Genomic DNA, 19,202 nt, shown 5'->3' with positions numbered 1-19,202 from the left:
ATGGCTGACACTGCACTCTGCAATCCATATGAATTTGATAGGGAAGGAACACTACATGGCTCTTACTAAAGACCAACTGATCGCCGACATCGCTGAAGCTATCGACGCGCCGAAAACCACCGCGCGTAACGCTCTGGACCAACTGGGCCAAATCGTTGCTGATCAGCTGGAAAACGGCGGCGAAATCACTCTGCCAGGTATCGGCAAGCTGAAAGTGACTGAGCGCCCTGCCCGTACCGGCCGTAACCCTTCGACTGGCGCTGCCATCGAAATCGCTGCCAAGAAAGTGATCAAGCTGGTTGTGGCCAAAGGCCTGACCGACGCTGTCAACAAGTAAGACTTGTTAAAAAACCGTGCGCCGGAGCGATCCGGGCACGGTTTTTTTGTGTCTGCGATTTGCCTCAAGTACCTCTAAACCATGTGGGAGCGGGCTTGCTCGCGAAAGCGGTACATCAGTCAACTTCAATGGTGACTGATGTACCGCTTTCGCGAGCAAGCCCGCTCCCACAGTTGGACGACGTGGGGCGGTGACTCAGTTTTTGCTTGCCCAGCGCCCGCGCCAGGTCTGTTGCTGTGCTTTGGTCTGGAACGTCCAGGCGACAAAGCGACTCTGTTTTTGCCCCTGGGACATTTCCACCACCTGGCTTTCCAGCGCCCCAGCCTTTTTCAGGGCAGTCTGGATCGCCGGCAGATTCGATGCCTTCGACACCAGGGTGCTGAACCACAACACCTGTTGCCCCACTTGCACGCTCTCGCTGATCAATTGTGAGACGAACCGCGCCTCGCCACCTTCGCACCACAACTCCGCCGCCTGACCGCCGAAATTCAGCACCGGCAGTTTGCGTTTCGGGTCGGCTTTGCCCAGTGCGCGCCATTTACGCGTACTGCCGCGGGTGGCTTCCTCCAGTGACGCGTGGAACGGCGGGTTGCACATGGTCAGGTCAAACCGCTCGGCGCTCTCCAACAGGCCGCTGAGGATCTGTTTGGGATTGCCCTGCTGGCGCACCTGGATGGCCTTGTTCAAACCGTTGGATTGAATGATGGCCTTGGCTGCGGCGATGGCAGTCGAGTCAATGTCCGAGCCGAGGAACTGCCAGCGGTAATCGCTGTAACCGATCAACGGGTAGACACAGTTGGCACCCATGCCGACGTCCAGCACCTTGACGGCGGCGCCCCGAGGAATCTCACCGTCATTGCGACTGGCCAGCAGGTCGGCGAGGAAGTGCACGTAATCGGCGCGCCCAGGTACCGGCGGGCACAGGTAATCGGCAGGAATGTCCCAGTGGGCAATGCCATAGAATGACTTGAGCAACGCCCGGTTGAACACCCGCACCGCGTCCGGGCTGGCGAAGTCGATGCTTTCCTTGCCGTATGGATTGATGATCACGAACTTCTTCAGTTCCGGGGTGCTTTTGATCAGCGCCGGAAAGTCGTAACGACCCTGGTGGCGATTGCGCGGGTGCAGGCTGGCCTTTTCCTTCGGTGCAACGGCTGTGGCCGGGGTCTTCGGTTCGGGCTTTTTGCGCGCAGGCTTGGGGGGACGTGGGGCGGTCATGGGTGTGGTCGATTCGGGTATGGCTGAAAGTGGCGAGCATTGTCCCACATAATCAGATACACGCGCGGCTGTCCGGAATCGTCCGCACCAAAATCGCTGACCTGCGTTGACTGTTGCTGATTGCGCAACGTCGTAGATTTTCCAGGTATAACAAAGGTGGTGCGCACGAGTGACATTCAAAGCATGGACAGTCGATTAGACTTCACCCGGAAAGCCCAGGTATGGCGCGTTACGCTCCAGTATATTCAAAGTCAGTGTAACACCAGCACTTGAGGTGAGTATTATATGAGGTGGTTCGTTATCCCAGCTAAATTCTATCGCTAACTTGTTCCCGCTTCGAGTCTGCAGGATTATCTCTTCTTTGTTGCTGGCTAGATTGTCGAGCGTCAAAATTTTTCCATTGCCATTCAGGATGTTGAAGCTGGTAGGGACGTCTGCTGTGCTGGTTGTTATATAACAGGGGTTTCCATGGATTGTGAATAGGTAATCGTGTTTTTTCTGGTCGAGTCTGGCGATCTCGTCGAGGGTTCTTCCGAAGTGTTCACCTTTAGTTCGGACATAGATGTTGTAGTAGTCGCCTTCACAGCGGAAATAAAATATAAAGGCAGCGTCATTGTCATCACCCAGCATTAACACCGGTAGGCCATATGGTCGTCCAATAATTAGCGGTTTATCCCATAATGCCAGTGTTGCAAGAAAAGATTTTTGTCGAAGTGTGCTCATAGTGAAATTCCTTTTCAGCTATAAAGTTATATAAGGTTTTAATGGTGTTGCCAGTGCATTTATAGGTTATTAGATTTCATCCGGAAAGCCCAGGTACGGCGTGTTGCGTTCCAGGATATTCAAACTCAAAATCATTTTATGATCTATGGTCGGATTTAAAGGGTGCGATATTCGTAGGGGGAAGTATCCTTCGCCGCTCCAATCAACTTCAAGAAACAGTCGTTTTCCATTTCGAGTTTGCAGGTATATATTTTCATTGTTGCTTGAAAGACTGTCGAGTGTGAGGGTTTTTCCATCAGTGTTCAGGATTGTGAAACCCGTAGCTTTTGCACTGTTCGCTATAACATACTGGTCGTTTATGTCTAGAGTCTTTCCGAAATGGTTGCCTTCGTTACGGACATAAATGTTGTAGAAATCACCTTCGCAGCGAAAGTAAAAGATAAGGGCGGTGTCGTTGTGTTCGCTCACACTTAATGTGTCGTTGTTGTACGAGCGGTGAATGATCAGTGGTTTGCCTTTCAATGCCAATGTCGCAAGAAATGACTTTTGTCTGAGTGTGCTCATAGTGGAAATCCTTTTCAGCTATAAAGTTATGTAAAGATTTAACTGTGTTGAAAGATAAACTAAGGTGCGTTGCGCTCTAAAATATTCAACTCGAGGTTCAGCTTGTATTGGCCAACCGTTGACACCCTTTGTGGAGCGTCTCCCCAGACAATTTCGGTTTTTAACTCCTTGCCATCCCGGGTTTGCAGACGTATCACTTCTTTGTCGTTTGTCAGGTTATCGAGTGTCACGACTTTCCCGTCAGCATTCATAAGATTGAACGTGGTTGGGTTGTTCGTGGTAGCGACTGTAAACACCACACCGGCCAAATTGATGGTTGGCCCTAAATGGTCATCTTTCGACCAGGCGTGCAGGGTGTAATGACCTTCTTCATAACGGAAATACACGACGTCGGCGACCCCGTTCTCGACGAGCGTCCACACCGGTGTATTGCCATTATGGGAAACCATCGCCAAGGCATTATTACCCGTATTCAATGTTGCGAGAAACGATTTGTGTTGTTGGGTACTCATACTGAGATTCCTTTTTCAGTGTTTTAGAATTTGCAGATAGTTCAAAGTCACTGCGAATCACAGCTTATCCATTTTTTATGAATAAGTGGCCTGATTAAATATTAAGTAATCATCCATAAAAAACGCCCCGATTATCGGGGCGTTTTTTGTACTTTATAGCCAGGCATTCAACAGCAATTTACAAACTTGCGATCCTTGCATGCTGTTCTGCCAATTTGCCCAGAGCCTGTTCGGCTTCGGCCAATTTGGCGCGTTCTTTCTCGATGACTTCGGCTGGCGCCTTGTCAACGAAACCGGCGTTGGACAACTTGCCACCCACGCGCTGCACTTCGCCTTGCAGGCGCTGGATTTCCTTGTCCAGACGCGCAAGCTCGGCTCCTTTGTCGATCAGGCCGGCCATCGGCACCAGCACTTCCAGCTCGCCGACCAGTGCGGTAGCGGACAGTGGTGCTTCTTCGTCAGCAGCGAGTACGGTGATCGACTCGAGGCGCGCCAGCTTTTTCAGCAACGCTTCGTTCTCGGTCAGGCGACGCTGATCCTCGGCGCTGACGTTTTTCAGGAACAGCGGCAGCGGTTTGCCCGGGCCGATGTTCATTTCGCCACGGATGTTACGCGTGCCGAGCATCAGGCCCTTGAGCCATTCGATGTCGTCTTCGGCCGCCTGATCAATGCGTGTTTCATTGGCCACCGGCCAAGGTTGCAGCATGATCGTCTTGCCTTCGATACCGGCCAGCGGCGCGATGCGCTGCCAGATTTCTTCGGTGATGAACGGCATGAACGGGTGCGCCAGACGCAGGGCGACTTCCAGTACGCGAACCAGGGTACGGCGAGTACCGCGCTGACGTTCGACCGGTGCGTTTTCGTCCCACAGCACCGGCTTGGACAGTTCCAGGTACCAGTCGCAGTACTGGTTCCAGATGAACTCGTACAGCGCTTGTGCGGCCAGGTCGAAACGGAACTGGTCGAGTTGACGGGTCACTTCGGCTTCGGTGCGTTGCAGCTGCGAAATGATCCAGCGGTCCGCCAGGGACAGCTCGTAGGCTTCGCCGTTCTGGCCGCAGTCTTCGCCCTTGTCCAGCACGTAGCGCGCAGCGTTCCAGATCTTGTTGCAGAAGTTGCGATAGCCTTCGACGCGGCCCATGTCGAACTTGATGTCGCGACCGGTGGACGCCAGCGAGCAGAAGGTGAAGCGCAGGGCGTCGGTACCGTAGCTGGCGATGCCGTCGGCGAATTCGTCGCGGGTCTGTTTCTCGATCTTCTTCGCCAGCTTCGGCTGCATCATGCCGGAGGTGCGCTTCTGCACCAGGGCTTCGAGCTCGATACCGTCGATGATGTCCAGCGGGTCCAGGACGTTGCCCTTGGACTTGGACATCTTCTGGCCCTGGCCATCGCGTACCAGGCCGTGAACGTACACAGTCTTGAACGGTACCTGCGGCGTGCCGTCTTCGTTCTTCACCAAATGCATGGTGAGCATGATCATCCGGGCAACCCAGAAGAAAATGATGTCGAAGCCGGTGACCAGCACGTCGGTGGAGTGGAATTTCTTCAGGAATTCGGTCTTCTCCGGCCAGCCGAGGGTGGAGAAGGTCCACAGGCCCGAGCTGAACCAGGTGTCGAGAACGTCATTGTCCTGTTGCAGGGCAACGTCCGGGCCGAGGTTGTGCTTGGCGCGCACTTCGGCTTCGTCGCGGCCTACATAGACCTTGCCAGACTCGTCGTACCAGGCCGGAATCCGGTGACCCCACCACAGCTGACGGCTGATGCACCAGTCCTGGATGTCGCGCATCCACGAGAAGTACATGTTTTCGTATTGCTTGGGCACGAACTGGATACGGCCGTCTTCAACGGCGGCAATCGCAGGCTCGGCCAATGGCTTGGTCGACACGTACCACTGGTCGGTCAGCCATGGTTCGATGATGGTGCCGGAGCGGTCACCTTTCGGCACTTTCAGGGCGTGATCGTCGACGCTGACCAGCAGGCCGGTGGCGTCGAACGCGGCCACGATCTGCTTGCGCGCTTCGAAACGGTCGAGACCGGCGTATTCGGCCGGGATCTTGCCGTCGATGGTTTCGTTCAGCGTGCCGTCGAGGTTGAACACTTGGCAAGCCGGCAGGACTGCAGCGTTCTTGTCGAAGATGTTCAGCAGCGGCAGGTTGTGGCGCTTGCCGACTTCGTAGTCGTTGAAATCGTGAGCCGGGGTGATTTTCACGCAGCCGGTGCCGAATTCAGGGTCGCAGTAATCGTCGGCGATGATCGGGATGCGGCGGCCAACCAGTGGCAGCTCGACAAATTTGCCGATCAGGGCTTTGTAGCGTTCGTCGTTCGGGTTCACCGCGACGGCGGAGTCGCCGAGCATGGTTTCCGGGCGAGTGGTCGCGACGATCAGGAAGTCGTTGCCTTCAGCGGTTTTCGCGCCGTCAGCCAGCGGATACTTCAGGTTCCACAGGAAACCTTTCTCGTCGTGGTTTTCCACTTCGAGGTCGGAAATCGCCGTGTGCAACTTGGTGTCCCAGTTGACCAGGCGCTTGCCGCGGTAGATCAGGCCGTCTTCATGCAGGCGCACGAAAGCTTCTTTAACCGCTTCCGAGAGGCCGTCGTCCATGGTGAAGCGCTCGCGGCTCCAGTCCACGGAGGAGCCGAGACGACGGATCTGACGGCTGATGTTGCCGCCGGACTCATCCTTCCATTCCCAGACTTTCTCGAGGAATTTCTCGCGGCCCAGGTCATGGCGGCTCTGGCCTTTGGCTTCGAGCTGACGCTCTACCAGCATCTGCGTAGCGATACCGGCGTGGTCGGTGCCCGGCTGCCACAGGGTGTTGCGACCCTGCATGCGGCGGAAACGGATCAGGGCGTCCATGATCGCGTTGTTGAAGCCGTGACCCATGTGCAGGCTGCCGGTGACGTTCGGCGGCGGAATCATGATGGTGTAGGACTCGCCCGCGCCTTGCGGGGCGAAGTAATTCTCTGACTCCCAGGTGTTGTACCAGGAAGTTTCAATGGCGTGCGGCTGGTAGGTCTTATCCATGCGCGGCGGGACCCTATTGGCATTTATTCAGGAAAAGCCGGCAAGTATAGCGGGGATGAGCGCATGCGCGTAGAGCGAGGTGACGGTGGGGGGTGAATAATTGTGATGATTTGGGGGGATGTTTTGCCCTTGCGGACGCCATCGTCGGAACGCCGAGTTCCGACGATGGCGAACTATCAGGCAACCCGATTCAGATCATTATGCCGCGTCTCCTTCAGGCACAGCACCGCAATCAGGCTCAGTACCGCCGCCCCGGACACATACCCGCCGACGTAACTCAAACCGCCCATTGCCACCAGTTTCTGCGCAAAGAACGGCGCCGCCGAAGCCCCGACAATACCCCCCAGGTTATAAGCCGCCGAAGCGCCGGTGTAGCGCACATGGGTGGGAAACAGCTCCGGCAACAGCGCGCCCATGGGTGCAAATGTCACACCCATCAGGAACAGTTCGATGCACAGGAACAACGCCACGCCCCAGGTCGAGCCCTGGGTCAGCAGTGGTTCCATGAGGAAACCGGACAGTACCGCCAGTACCCCACCGATCATCAACACCGGTTTGCGCCCGTAGCGGTCGCTGGCCCAGGCCGACAGCGGCGTGGCGGCAGCCATGAACAGGACGGCGAAGCACAGCAGGCCGAGGAAGGTTTCGCGGCTGTAGCCGAGGGTCGATACGCCGTAGCTCAGTGAGAATACGGTGGAAATGTAGAACAGCGCATAGCACACCACCATTGCACCGGCACCCAGCAATACGGGCCCCCAGTACTGGCTGAACAACTCGACCAGGGGGAGTTTCACCCGTTCCTGGCGCGCCATGGCGTTGGCGAACACTGGCGTCTCATGCAGCTTGAGGCGCACGTACAAGCCGACCATCACCAGCGCGGCGCTGAGCAGGAACGGAATGCGCCAGCCCCACGAGCGGAACTGCTCGTCGTCCAGCGTCATGGCCAGGGTCAGGAACAGACCGTTCGCCGCCAGAAAGCCGATGGACGGGCCGAGCTGCGGAAACATGCCGAACCACGCGCGTTTGCCCTTTGGCGCGTTTTCCGTCGCAAGCAATGCCGCGCCACCCCATTCGCCACCCAGTCCCAGGCCCTGGCCGAAGCGCAGCACGCAGAGCAGGATCGGCGCCCATGCTCCGATGCTGTCGTAGCCCGGCAATACGCCGATCAGCGTGGTACACACGCCCATCAGCAGCAGGGAGGCGACCAGGGTAGATTTGCGCCCGATACGGTCACCGAAGTGACCGAACAGCGCCGAGCCCAAGGGGCGAGCCAGGAAAGCGATGCCGAATGTGAGAAACGCCGAGAGCATCTGGGCGGTGCCCGACGTCTGCGGAAAAAACACCGGGCCAATGACCAGCGCGGCGGCGGTGGCATAAACGTAGAAGTCGTAAAACTCGATGGCCGTGCCGATAAAGCTCGCAGTGGCCACGCGGGTGGCGGAGTTTGTCGGTTGAGCGGGTACGGAATCGCTGTAAGTCGTGCTGGTCGTCATGCGGTTATCCCTGACTGTCATGTGCCCCGATGGAGCGAATTATTATGGTCGAGTACCCAGGGATGTGGGTGAGGGCGCGGTCGCTGTTCCAGGTAGGAACAGTCGGCGGTTGCTTGCGGATCTTGCAGGTGTCAGGCCGGAAATTGCGAGGTGCGGGGTAAGCACGGGGCCGGCGGGGCTTGGGTAAGCGGTTTGATTATAGGAAGGTGGCTAACGAATCAACAAGAGCAAAAAGATCGCAGCCTCGCTTCGCTCGAAAGCTCCTGCAGGGGAGCGCAATGCAGGCTGCAATCTTTTGATCTTTATCTATCGAACGGTGGCGATAGCAGGGGCGGAACTGGTCTGCCAGATCAGCACCTGGGTAACGCGATTGTCCTCGGTCTCCAGGATCTCCAGCCGATAGCGGCCGATCCTCAGGCAAACGGCGCTGTCGGGAATGCTCTCCAGCGCCTCGGTCACCAGGCCGTTCAGGGTTTTCGGGCCGTCGCTGGGCAGGTGCCAGCCGAGGCTCTTGTTCAGCTCGCGGATTGACGCGGCGCCATCGATAAGCAGGCGTCCATCGGTTTGCGGGTGGATGTGCGGATTGTCCAGGCTGTGCTGGCTTTCGAATTCGCCGACGATTTCTTCGAGGATGTCTTCCAGGGTCACGATGCCCAGCACTTCACCGTACTCGTCGACCACCATGCCCAAGCGCCGCTGCTGTTTATGGAAATTGAGCAGTTGCAGTTGCAGCGGCGTGCTTTCCGGTACGAAGTAGGGTTCGTGGCTGGCGGCCAGCAGCGCTTCTTTGGTCAGGCTGGCGTCGGGCAGCAGATGCAGGATGTGCCGGGTGTTGAGCACGGCTTCGACCTGATTGATATCGCTGTGGAATACCGGCAGGCGCGTGCGTCTGTTGTTGCGCAGTTGCTCGATGATCTCTTCGATGGAGTCGTCGAGGTTGATCCCGTCCACATCGCTGCGCGGCACCAGGATGTCATTGACCGTGATGTTGTCCAGCGCATGGATGCCCGAGAGTGCATGAGGGCGGTTTACCGGGTTTTCCGGGACGTCGTTGCGCTCGGTCGCAACCTCGTCCTCACTCTGTTGCACGACTTTGGCTTTGCGGGCGAACGGTCGCATCAGCAACTGGCTGATACCGTGCAGCAGCCAGGCGGCCGGGTAGATGATTCTCAGCGGCACGCGCAGCAGATTGTTACCCTGGGCCAGGATGGTCTCGGGGTAGCGGGCGGCGAGGGCACGCGGCAGGTAATCGGCGAACACCAGCACCATGGCGCCAGCACCCAGGCAAGCAATCCATGGACCATTTTCGGCCCAGGTGAACAATGCCAGCAAGGTGCTGATGATCACCACCAGCGCACGGCATAGGGTGTTGCAGAAGATCAGGCTGACCAGGGGGAAACTCAGTTTCGCCGGTGGTTTGTCGCTGGAGCGTGTGGCGATGCGCTGGGCCAGCAAATGCTGGTGCGCCGCTTCGATGGCAGTGAAAAGCCCCGACCATAAGATCAGCAGGGCAATTACTGCAAGCATCGGCCCTATGGGCAAGTCGTCCATTTATGCGCCGCCCGTCAGATATGCAGGATGTATTCGCGAACCAGCTTGCTGCCGAAGTACGCCAGCATCAACAGGCAAAAGCCGGCCAAGGTCCAGCGGATCGCCTTGTGCCCGCGCCAGCCGAGGCGGTTACGGCCCCAGAGCAGCACGCTGAAGACAATCCAGGCCACGCAGGCCAGCAAGGTTTTGTGCACCAGATGCTGGGCGAACAGGTTCTCGACAAACAGCCAGCCGGAGATCAGCGACAGCGACAGCAGCGTCCAGCCGGCCCAAAGGAAACCGAACAGCAGGCTTTCCATGGTTTGCAGCGGCGGGAAGTTCTTGATCAGGCCGGACGGGTGCTTGTGCTTGAGCTGGTGGTCTTGAAGCAGCAGTAGCAAGGCCTGGAATACCGCGATGGTGAACATGCCGTAGGCGAGGATCGACAGCAGGATGTGGGCGAGGATACCCGGTTCTTCGTCGATGACCTGTACGGTGCCGGCCGGGGTGAACTGCGCCAGCAGCGCGGTCAGGGCCCCGAGCGGGAATAGCAGCACCAGCAGGTTTTCCACCGGGATCCGCGAGCAAGCCAGCAGGGTCAGGGCAATGACCGCCGCCGCAATCAGGCTGGCGGCGCTGAAGAAATCCAGGCCCAGCCCCATCGGGGTTATAAGGTGGGTGACCAGGCTGGCGCCATGGGCCAGCACGGCAAGCACGCCGAGCAGAACCAGCAGGCGCTTGTCGGCCTTGGCCCTGGTGGCCAGGCGAGTGCCTTGATAGAGAGTCGCAGCGGCATACAAGCAGGCGGCGGCGAGTGTCGTAAGCAAACTGGGTGACAAGGGGAGCATAAATCCTGTTAGGCAAGCCCGAAAGGCACTGAGTTTGGCATAGAACCCACATGGCACGAAAGACCGCACAAGCCTGACGGCGAGGTGTCCGCCGGGCGCAGTCTTCGCTATAATCCGCGACCTGCCCACGCCGCAGGCTCGCCGAGCACAGTTTTAGTCCGGTGCGGGCCGCCATTATCCCGGTCTACACAGGGCCTGAAAGGATCGCGCAATGTTTGAAAACTTAACCGACCGTCTCTCGCAGACGCTGCGCCATGTCACCGGCAAGGCCAAGCTGACCGAAGACAACATCAAAGACACCCTGCGCGAAGTGCGCATGGCGTTGCTCGAAGCCGACGTCGCCCTGCCGGTGGTCAAGGACTTCGTCAATTCGGTCAAGGAGCGCGCAGTCGGCACCGAGGTGTCGCGCAGCCTGACGCCGGGTCAGGCCTTTGTGAAGATCGTTCAGGCCGAGCTGGAAAGCCTGATGGGCGCGGCCAACGAAGACCTCAACCTGAGCGCCGTTCCGCCAGCGGTCATTCTGATGGCCGGTTTGCAGGGCGCGGGTAAAACCACCACCGCCGGCAAGCTCGCGCGCTTCCTTAAAGAACGCAAGAAGAAGTCGGTCATGGTCGTGTCCGCGGACGTTTACCGTCCGGCGGCGATCAAGCAGCTGGAAACCCTGGCCAACGACATCGGCGTGACCTTCTTCCCGTCGGATCTGAGCCAGAAGCCGGTCGACATCGCCAACGCGGCTATTAAAGAAGCAAAACTCAAATTCATCGATGTAGTCATCGTCGATACCGCCGGTCGCCTGCACATCGATGAAGAGATGATGGGCGAGATCAAGGCGCTGCACGCCGCGATCAACCCGGTCGAAACCCTGTTCGTGGTTGATGCCATGACTGGCCAGGACGCCGCCAACACGGCCAAGGCCTTCGGTGATGCGCTGCCGCTGACCGGCGTGATCCTGACCAAGGTCGACGGCGATGCCCGCGGCGGTGCTGCCCTGTCGGTGCGTGCCATTACCGGCAAGCCTATCAAGTTCATCGGTATGGGCGAGAAGAGCGAAGCGCTCGATCCGTTCCACCCTGAGCGTATCGCTTCGCGCATCCTCGGCATGGGCGACGTGCTCAGCCTGATCGAGCAGGCGGAAGCGACGCTCGACAAGGACAAGGCCGACAAGCTGGCCAAGAAGCTGAAAAAGGGCAAGGGCTTCGACCTCGAAGACTTCCGTGATCAGCTGCAGCAAATGAAGAACATGGGCGGCCTCGGCGGGCTCATGGACAAGCTGCCGAACATCGGTGGCGTGAACCTGGCGCAAATGGGCAATGCCCAGGGTGCGGCAGAGAAGCAGTTCAAACAGATGGAAGCCATCATCAATTCCATGACCCCGGCCGAGCGCCGCGACCCTGAGATGATCAGCGGTTCGCGCAAGCGCCGGATCGCCATGGGCTCCGGCACCCAGGTGCAGGACATCGGTCGCTTGATCAAGCAGCACAAGCAGATGCAGAAGATGATGAAGAAATTCTCCGCGAAAGGCGGAATGGCCAAGATGATGCGCGGCATGGGCGGTATGTTGCCCGGCGGCGGCATGCCAAAGATATAGTGCTCTGTTAAGCCAGTACTGCTCAATTTGGGCGGTGTCTGGCGTCCTCATGCGGCGTTGCCGCTCCTTGAGGGCACCAGCCACTCGCCAAAATTGAGCGTACTGGCCTAACAGAGCACCAGAATCCGCGCCGGTCGTCGCACCGGCGCAGACCCCGCAAGGACGCGGGATCAACAGCAAACCCGCACTTGGCGGGAGCTGACCGGCCGTTTTCATTGACGGCTCTATATGCAAATCTGCACGGCATGCCATAGGCGCCGGAAAAAGTCATTTGCAAAAGTCCGGATATTCCTTAGAATATGCGGCCTTTCGGGCACCCATGCCCGCTGTGCATTTAGATTTGCAGCACCGACTACAGGAACGATGTTCACATGCTAACAATCCGTCTTGCCCTTGGCGGCTCCAAAAAGCGCCCGTTTTACCACCTGACCGTAACCGACTCCCGCAACCCGCGTGACGGTTCCCACAAAGAACAGGTTGGTTTCTTCAACCCTGTTGCTCGTGGTCAGGAAGTTCGTCTGTCCGTGAACCAAGAGCGCGTAGCCTACTGGCTGAGCGTTGGTGCACAACCTTCTGAGCGCGTTGCTCAGTTGTTGAAGGAATCTGCTAAGGCTGCGGCCTGAGCAATATGAACGCGACGCCAGCTGTTGCTGATGATTTGATCGTTATCGGCAAAATTTACTCGGTACACGGCGTTCGCGGCGAAGTGAAGGTGTATTCCTTTACTGATCCGATCAAGAACCTGCTGGACTACAAAACCTGGACGCTCAAGCGTGACGGCAATGTAAAGCAGGTAGAGCTGGTCAGCGGACGCGGGAATGACAAGTTCCTGGTCGCAAAGCTCAAGGGTCTCGATGATCGTGAAGAAGCTCGTCTTCTGGCCGGTTATGAGATCTGCGTGCCGCGCAACCTGTTCCCTGAACTGACCGACGGCGAGTACTACTGGTACCAGCTGGAAGGTCTCAAGGTCATCGACACCCTCGGGCAACTGTTCGGGAAGATCGATCACCTGCTGGAGACCGGCTCGAATGATGTAATGGTGGTCAAGCCTTGCGCTGGCAGCCTGGATGATCGCGAACGCCTGTTGCCCTATACGGAGCAATGCGTGTTGGCCATCGACCTGGCCGCAGGCGAGATGAAGGTGGATTGGGACGCGGACTTCTAAGCGTGGCTAACTTGCGCGTAGAAGTGATCAGTTTGTTTCCCGAGATGTTCTCCGCCATCAGCGAGTACGGCATCACCAGTCGTGCGGTGAAACAGGGGCTCTTGCAGCTGACCTGTTGGAATCCGCGAGACTACACGACGGATCGACATCACACTGTGGACGATCGCCCGTTTGGCGGTGGTCCGGGCATGGTGATGAAGATCAAGCCCCTGGAAGATGCTCTGGTTCAGGCCAAGGCAGCAGCCGGGGAGGCGGCGAAGGTAATTTACCTGTCCCCCCAAGGCCGTCAACTGACTCAGTCGGCGGTACGCGAGTTGGCGAATCTGGATGCATTGATCCTGATTGCCGGCCGCTATGAAGGCATTGACGAGCGTTTTATTGATGCTCATGTCGATGAAGAGTGGTCGATTGGCGACTATGTACTGTCTGGCGGCGAGCTGCCGGCGATGGTCCTGATCGATGCGGTTACACGACTGCTGCCTGGAGCTTTAGGGCATGCGGACTCCGCCGAGGAAGATTCCTTTACGGATGGTTTGCTGGATTGCCCGCATTACACCCGACCGGAGGTGTATGCGGATCAGCGTGTTCCCGACGTATTGCTAAGTGGCAATCACGCGCACATCCGGCGTTGGCGTTTACAGCAGTCCCTTGGTCGGACCTATGAACGACGCGCCGATCTTCTGGAAAGCCGCTCGCTTTCTGGAGAAGAGAAGAAGCTGCTCGAGGAATACATCCGCGAGCGGGACGATAGTTAACAACGTATCGATGGTAGATCCGACGATTTACCTTAGGAGCACAGCATGACTAACAAAATCATCCTTGCACTCGAAGCAGAGCAGATGACCAAAGAGATCCCTACCTTTGCCCCGGGCGACACCATTGTCGTTCAGGTGAAAGTGAAGGAAGGCGACCGTTCGCGTCTGCAAGCGTTCGAAGGCGTAGTTATCGCCAAGCGTAACCGCGGCGTAAACAGTGCATTCACCGTTCGTAAAATCTCCAACGGTGTTGGCGTAGAGCGTACTTTCCAGACCTACAGCCCGCAAATCGACAGCATGGCCGTTAAACGTCGCGGTGACGTACGTAAAGCCAAGCTGTACTACCTGCGTGACCTGTCCGGTAAAGCAGCTCGCATCAAGGAAAAACTGGCTTAAGTCCAGCTTCCGATGCAGAAAAAAAGCAGCCTGCGGGCTGCTTTTTTGTTGCCCGCAATTTATCTTCGTTGGCCGTATTAGCGGTCCCTCCTGAGCCTTTATGCCAGCCATCGAACATCCATTGATAGACCAGTTCCTCGACGCCCTGTGGCTGGAAAAGGGTCTGTCCGACAACACCCGCGACGCCTACCGCAGCGATCTGGCCTTGTTCAATGGCTGGTTGCAGGAAAAAGGGCTGGAGTTGATCAACGCCGGGCGCGAATTGATCCTTGATCACCTCGCCTGGCGCCTGGAGCAAAACTACAAGCCTCGCTCGACCGCACGATTTCTTTCCGGTGTGCGTGGGTTCTATCGCTATCTGCTGCGGGAAAAACTCATCGCCGTCGATCCTACCCTTCGCATCGACATGCCGCAGCTGGGCAGGCCGCTGCCCAAATCCCTGTCAGAAGCCGATGTGGAGGCGTTGTTGAAGGCGCCGGACCTGAGCGAAGCCATAGGCCAGCGCGATCGCGCCATGCTGGAAGTCCTTTACGCCTGCGGCCTGCGGGTGACGGAGTTGATCAGCCTGACGCTGGAGCAGGTCAACCTGCGCCAGGGTGTGCTGCGCGTGATGGGCAAGGGCAGCAAGGAGCGACTGGTGCCGATGGGCGAGGAAGCGATCGTTTGGGTCGAGCGCTACCTGCGCGATGCCCGCGTTGAATTGCTCGGTGGACGCCCCAGCGATGTGTTGTTCCCCAGCCAGCGCGGCGAGCAGATGACCCGCCAGACTTTCTGGCACCGAATCAAGCATCAGGCCAAAGTCGCCGGGATTGGCAAGTCGCTGTCGCCGCATACCTTGCGCCATGCCTTCGCCACGCACCTGCTCAATCACGGGGCGGACCTGCGGGTGGTGCAGATGCTGCTCGGCCACAGCGATTTGTCGACCACCCAGATCTATACCCATGTGGCCCGGGCACGATTGCAGGACCTGCATGCCAAACACCACCCGCGCGGCTAGCACGGTTACCGAAATTGAAATGCTGACCTGTGGCTAGGGGGTTTACCCCCCCGTTCGGCTGCGCAGCACTCGTAAACCGGTACTCACGGAGCAACTCATTTAATCCGGTGGTAGATTTTTGGGGTTGCTTCGCAACCCAACGGGGGTAAACCCCCTCGCCACAATAATGGGTGTCAGTTAGCAAAGTGGTGTCTTTGTTACCCGCATTCGGCCACACCGGCCTTATGTGGTAGGCTTGAGCGGTTTGCACGATGGGCGGTTATGACCCGGTGTTTCGGCACGGGCGTTCTGGTCGTCCCATATGTTCGCCTTCAGGAGTTCTCATGCGTCTGACCCAGATTTTCGCCGCCGCAGCCATTGCGTTGGTCAGCACCTTTGCCGTCGCCGACGACGCGGCCGACAAAGCCATCCGTAAAAGCCTGGAAAACCTCCAGCTCGAAGTGCCGGTCGAAACCATTACCGCCAGCCCGCTGCCGGGTCTGTACGAAGTCAAGCTCAAGGGCAGCCGCGTGCTTTACGCCAGCGCCGATGGCCAATACGTGGTTCAGGGCTACATGTTCCAGCTCAAGGACGGCAAGCCGGTCAACCTGACCGAGAAGACCGAGCGCCTGGGCATCTCCAAGCTGATCAACGACATCCCGGTTGCTGAAACCGTGGTGTACCCGGCGATTGGCGAAACCAAATCGCACATCACCGTATTTACCGACACCACTTGCCCGTACTGCCACAAGCTGCACGCCGAAGTGCCCGAGCTGAACAAGCGCGGCATCGAAGTGCGCTATGTGGCGTTCCCGCGCCAGGGCCTGGGCTCGCCGGGTGACGAACAGTTGCAAGCGGTCTGGTGCTCGAAAGACAAGAAAGCCGCCATGGACAAAATGGTCGATGGCAAGGAAATCAAGGCCGCCAAGTGCGATAACCCGGTTTCCAAGCAGTTCGCCATTGGTCAGTCGATCGGCGTGAACGGCACACCGGCCATCGTTTTGGCCGACGGTCAGGTCATTCCGGGCTACCAGCCGGCGCCACAAGTCGCCAAACTGGCGCTGGGCGCGAAATAATTTCGCATCGTCACGGGTAACCGTTGGCGATCATGGTCCGGTGTCAGTTTTGCCGGGCCATCAATAGAGAGCCGCGAACATGCGGCTGTTTTCACGGCCGGCCTCGAGTCGGCCGTTTTATGGGGAGTTCACAGTGAAACCGGTCAAAGTAGGCATCTGTGGGTTAGGGACCGTCGGTGGCGGTACCTTCAACGTACTTCAGCGCAACGCCGAGGAAATTGCTCGTCGTGCCGGGCGTGGGATCGAAGTGGCGCAAATTGCCATTCGCACGCCAAAGCCTCAGTTCCAAACGACCGGTATTGCGATTACCACCGATGTCTTCGAAGTGGCCACGAACCCTGAGATCGACATCGTTATAGAGCTGATGGGCGGCTACACCGTTGCCCGCGAGCTGGTACTCAAGGCCATCGAGAATGGCAAGCATGTGGTCACCGCGAACAAGGCATTGATTGCCGTTCACGGTAATGAAATTTTCGCCAAGGCCCGCGAGAAAGGCGTGATTGTCGCGTTCGAAGCGGCAGTGGCCGGTGGCATCCCGGTGATCAAGGCGATTCGCGAAGGCCTCTCGGCTAACCGTATCAACTGGGTAGCGGGCATCATCAACGGCACCGGCAACTTCATTCTCACAGAAATGCGTGAGAAGGGCCGTACCTTTGAAGACGTGCTGGGCGAAGCCCAGGCTTTGGGTTACGCCGAAGCCGATCCGACTTTCGACGTCGAAGGCATCGACGCAGCCCACAAGCTGACGATCCTCGCGTCCATCGCTTTCGGCATTCCGCTGCAGTTCGACAAGGCCTACACCGAAGGCATCACCAAGCTGACCACGGCTGACGTGAACTACGCCGAAGCCCTGGGCTATCGCATCAAGCACCTCGGCGTGGCCCGCAGCACTGCAGCCGGTATCGAGCTGCGCGTGCACCCGACGCTGATCCCGGCCGATCGCCTGATCGCCAACGTCAACGGCGTGATGAACGCGGTAATGGTCAACGGTGACGCTGCCGGCTCGACCCTGTTCTACGGCGCTGGCGCCGGCATGGAACCGACCGCTTCGTCGGTCATCGCCGATCTGGTGGACGTGGTTCGCGCCATGACTTCCGATCCGGAAAACCGTGTACCGCACCTGGCTTTCCAGCCGGATTCGCTGTCGGCTCACCCGATCCTGCCGATCGAAGCCTGCGAAAGTGCTTACTACTTGCGCATCCAGGCCAAGGACCATCCTGGCGTGCTGGCCCAGGTCGCGAGCATCCTGTCGGAGCGCGGTATCAACATCGAATCGATCATGCAGAAAGAAGCCGAGGAACACGACGGCCTGGTGCCGATGATCCTGCTGACCCACCGTGTGGTGGAGCAGCGCATCAACGATGCGATCGCCGCCCTGGAAGCCCTGGCGGGGGTAGTCGGTCCGGTCGTGCGTATCCGCGTCGAGCATTTGAACTAAATAATAACAGCGGCGAGCTGTAAGCCCCCAAGCGGCAAGTTGAAGGCAGTTCAGCTTTAACTTGTCGCCAATAGCTTGAAGCTCAAAGCTAAAACCGAAGGTTTGCCCCTATGCGCTACATCAGTACCCGCGGCCAGGCACCGGCCCTGAATTTCGAAGACGTCCTGCTGGCAGGTCTTGCCACCGACGGCGGTCTGTACGTCCCGGAAAACCTGCCACGTTTCACCCAGGAAGAAATCGCTTCCTGGGCCGGCCTGCCTTATCACGAGCTGGCCTTCCGAGTGATGCGCCCGTTTGTTACCGGCAGCATTCCCGATGCCGATTTCAAGAAGATTCTCGAAGAAACATACGGCGTGTTCGCCCACAGCTCCGTGGCCCCACTGCGTCAGTTGAACGGCAACGAATGGGTACTGGAGCTGTTCCACGGCCCGACCCTGGCGTTCAAGGACTTCGCCCTGCAACTGCTGGGTCGCCTGCTCGATTACGTGCTGGAAAAGCGCGGCGAGCGCGTGGTGATTGTCGGTGCCACTTCCGGTGATACCGGCTCGGCTGCCATCGAAGGTTGCAAGCACTGCGAAAACGTCGACATCTTCATCCTGCATCCGCACAACCGTGTGTCCGAAGTGCAGCGTCGGCAGATGACCACCCTCTTCGGTGAGAACATCCACAACATCGCCATCGAAGGTAACTTCGATGACTGCCAGGAAATGGTCAAGGCGAGCTTCGCCGACCAGGGCTTCCTCAAGGGTACTCGCCTGGTGGCGGTGAACTCGATCAACTGGGCGCGGATCATGGCCCAGATCGTTTACTACTTCCACGCCGCCCTGCAGTTGGGAGGCCCGGCGCGTTCGGTGTCGTTCTCGGTACCGACCGGCAACTTCGGCGACATCTTCGCCGGTTACCTGGCACGCAACATGGGCCTGCCGATCAACCAGTTGATCGTCGCCACCAACCGCAACGACATCCTGCACCGCTTCATGAGCGGCAACCAGTACGTCAAGGAAACCCTGCACGCGACGCTGTCGCCATCCATGGACATCATGGTGTCGTCAAACTTCGAACGCCTGCTGTTCGACCTGCACGGTCGCAATGGTGCGGCCATTGCCGGCCTGATGGATTCGTTCAGGCAGGGTGGCGGCTTCAGCGTCGAACAGGAACGCTGGACCGAAGCCCGCAAGCTGTTTGACTCTCTGGCCGTGGATGATGCGCAGACCTGCGAAACCATCGCCGAGGTCTACGAGCAAACCGGCGAGGTGCTGGATCCGCACACGGCCATCGGCGTCAGGGCGGCACGGGAATGCCGTCGTAGCCTGGATATTCCTATGGTGGTCCTGGGCACGGCGCATCCGGTCAAGTTCCCCGACGCGGTGGAAAAAGCCGGTGTAGGAAAAGCGCTACAACTGCCTGCACATCTTTCTGATTTGTTTGAGCGTGATGAGCGTTGCACCGTGTTGCCAAACGACCTGAAGGCCGTGCAGGCCTTTGTCAGTCAGCATGGCAACCGCGGCAAGCCTTTGTAACAGGCTGATACTGTCACATTTTGAAGCCCGTCTACTGA

At 58.1% G+C, this 19,202-nt stretch carries 18 protein-coding genes; 10 read left to right on the top strand and 8 right to left on the bottom strand.

The window, feature by feature from the left end; all coding sequences use genetic code 11:
• Positions 1–55: 55 nt before the first annotated feature.
• The gene (locus KW839_RS14110) at positions 56–337 is read left to right on the top strand and encodes an HU family DNA-binding protein (RefSeq protein ID WP_007905514.1); all 282 of its coding nucleotides are present in this window, start codon (positions 56–58) and stop codon (positions 335–337) included.
• Between the two features lie 195 nt (positions 338–532).
• Here KW839_RS14110 and rlmF read toward each other — a convergent pair whose 3' ends face one another.
• The 8 genes from rlmF to KW839_RS14070 all read right to left on the bottom strand — a co-directional run bounded on the left by rlmF (position 533) and on the right by KW839_RS14070 (position 10,250).
• Positions 533–1,555 (bottom strand): 23S rRNA (adenine(1618)-N(6))-methyltransferase RlmF, encoded by a 1,023-nt coding sequence (rlmF, locus tag KW839_RS14105; RefSeq protein WP_218424671.1) that lies wholly within the window; start codon positions 1,553–1,555, stop codon positions 533–535.
• 195 nt (positions 1,556–1,750) lie between these two features.
• Complete coding sequence (locus KW839_RS14100) at positions 1,751–2,278, bottom strand: hypothetical protein (RefSeq protein WP_218424670.1); 528 nt, start codon at positions 2,276–2,278, stop codon at positions 1,751–1,753.
• Between the two features lie 69 nt (positions 2,279–2,347).
• A complete protein-coding gene (locus KW839_RS14095; protein ID WP_218424669.1) occupies positions 2,348–2,842 on the bottom strand; it encodes a hypothetical protein in 495 nt (164 codons plus the stop codon).
• A 59-nt stretch (positions 2,843–2,901) separates the two neighbouring features.
• On the bottom strand, positions 2,902–3,354 hold the full coding sequence (locus KW839_RS14090) for a hypothetical protein (RefSeq protein ID WP_218424668.1): 453 nt from the start codon (positions 3,352–3,354) through the stop codon (positions 2,902–2,904).
• A 178-nt stretch (positions 3,355–3,532) separates the two neighbouring features.
• Positions 3,533–6,379, bottom strand: coding sequence for a valine--tRNA ligase (locus KW839_RS14085; RefSeq protein ID WP_218424667.1), 2,847 nt, complete (start codon positions 6,377–6,379; stop codon positions 3,533–3,535).
• A 176-nt stretch (positions 6,380–6,555) separates the two neighbouring features.
• A complete protein-coding gene (locus tag KW839_RS14080; protein WP_218424666.1) occupies positions 6,556–7,872 on the bottom strand; it encodes an MFS transporter in 1,317 nt (438 codons plus the stop codon).
• Positions 7,873–8,178: 306 nt separating this feature from the next.
• On the bottom strand, positions 8,179–9,423 hold the full coding sequence (locus KW839_RS14075) for a transporter associated domain-containing protein (RefSeq protein WP_218424665.1): 1,245 nt from the start codon (positions 9,421–9,423) through the stop codon (positions 8,179–8,181).
• Between the two features lie 14 nt (positions 9,424–9,437).
• Positions 9,438–10,250, bottom strand: a complete 813-nt coding sequence (locus KW839_RS14070) for an inner membrane protein YpjD (RefSeq protein ID WP_060539538.1) — start codon at positions 10,248–10,250, stop codon at positions 9,438–9,440.
• 211 nt (positions 10,251–10,461) lie between these two features.
• Between KW839_RS14070 and ffh the strand changes: the two genes are divergently transcribed.
• The 9 genes from ffh to thrC all read left to right on the top strand — a co-directional run bounded on the left by ffh (position 10,462) and on the right by thrC (position 19,164).
• A complete protein-coding gene (ffh, locus tag KW839_RS14065) occupies positions 10,462–11,838 on the top strand; it encodes a signal recognition particle protein (RefSeq protein WP_060539539.1) in 1,377 nt (458 codons plus the stop codon).
• Between the two features lie 371 nt (positions 11,839–12,209).
• Positions 12,210–12,461, top strand: a complete 252-nt coding sequence (gene rpsP / locus KW839_RS14060) for a 30S ribosomal protein S16 (protein ID WP_003198088.1) — start codon at positions 12,210–12,212, stop codon at positions 12,459–12,461.
• Between the two features lie 5 nt (positions 12,462–12,466).
• Entirely contained in the window at positions 12,467–13,003 is a 537-nt protein-coding gene (gene rimM / locus KW839_RS14055) for a ribosome maturation factor RimM (protein WP_034149001.1), read from the top strand.
• Positions 13,004–13,005: 2 nt separating this feature from the next.
• Positions 13,006–13,758: a tRNA (guanosine(37)-N1)-methyltransferase TrmD gene (gene trmD / locus KW839_RS14050; protein WP_007941398.1), complete on the top strand. Its 753-nt coding sequence runs from the start codon at positions 13,006–13,008 to the stop codon at positions 13,756–13,758.
• 45 nt (positions 13,759–13,803) lie between these two features.
• On the top strand, positions 13,804–14,154 hold the full coding sequence (gene rplS / locus KW839_RS14045; RefSeq protein WP_003175895.1) for a 50S ribosomal protein L19: 351 nt from the start codon (positions 13,804–13,806) through the stop codon (positions 14,152–14,154).
• 100 nt (positions 14,155–14,254) lie between these two features.
• On the top strand, positions 14,255–15,151 hold the full coding sequence (gene xerD, locus KW839_RS14040) for a site-specific tyrosine recombinase XerD (protein ID WP_060539540.1): 897 nt from the start codon (positions 14,255–14,257) through the stop codon (positions 15,149–15,151).
• A 323-nt stretch (positions 15,152–15,474) separates the two neighbouring features.
• Positions 15,475–16,206, top strand: coding sequence for a DsbC family protein (locus tag KW839_RS14035; RefSeq protein ID WP_060539541.1), 732 nt, complete (start codon positions 15,475–15,477; stop codon positions 16,204–16,206).
• 133 nt (positions 16,207–16,339) lie between these two features.
• Entirely contained in the window at positions 16,340–17,644 is a 1,305-nt protein-coding gene (locus KW839_RS14030; protein ID WP_060539754.1) for a homoserine dehydrogenase, read from the top strand.
• Between the two features lie 110 nt (positions 17,645–17,754).
• A complete protein-coding gene (gene thrC, locus KW839_RS14025) occupies positions 17,755–19,164 on the top strand; it encodes a threonine synthase (protein ID WP_218424664.1) in 1,410 nt (469 codons plus the stop codon).
• The last annotated feature ends 38 nt before the right edge of the window (positions 19,165–19,202 follow it).

It is taken from the genome of Pseudomonas sp. PDM31 (assembly GCF_019218965.1).
In the GTDB taxonomy this organism is placed as follows: domain Bacteria; phylum Pseudomonadota; class Gammaproteobacteria; order Pseudomonadales; family Pseudomonadaceae; genus Aquipseudomonas.
The sequence above is the reverse complement of the archived record's forward strand: the minus strand, read 5'-3'. Positions and strand labels throughout refer to the sequence as shown.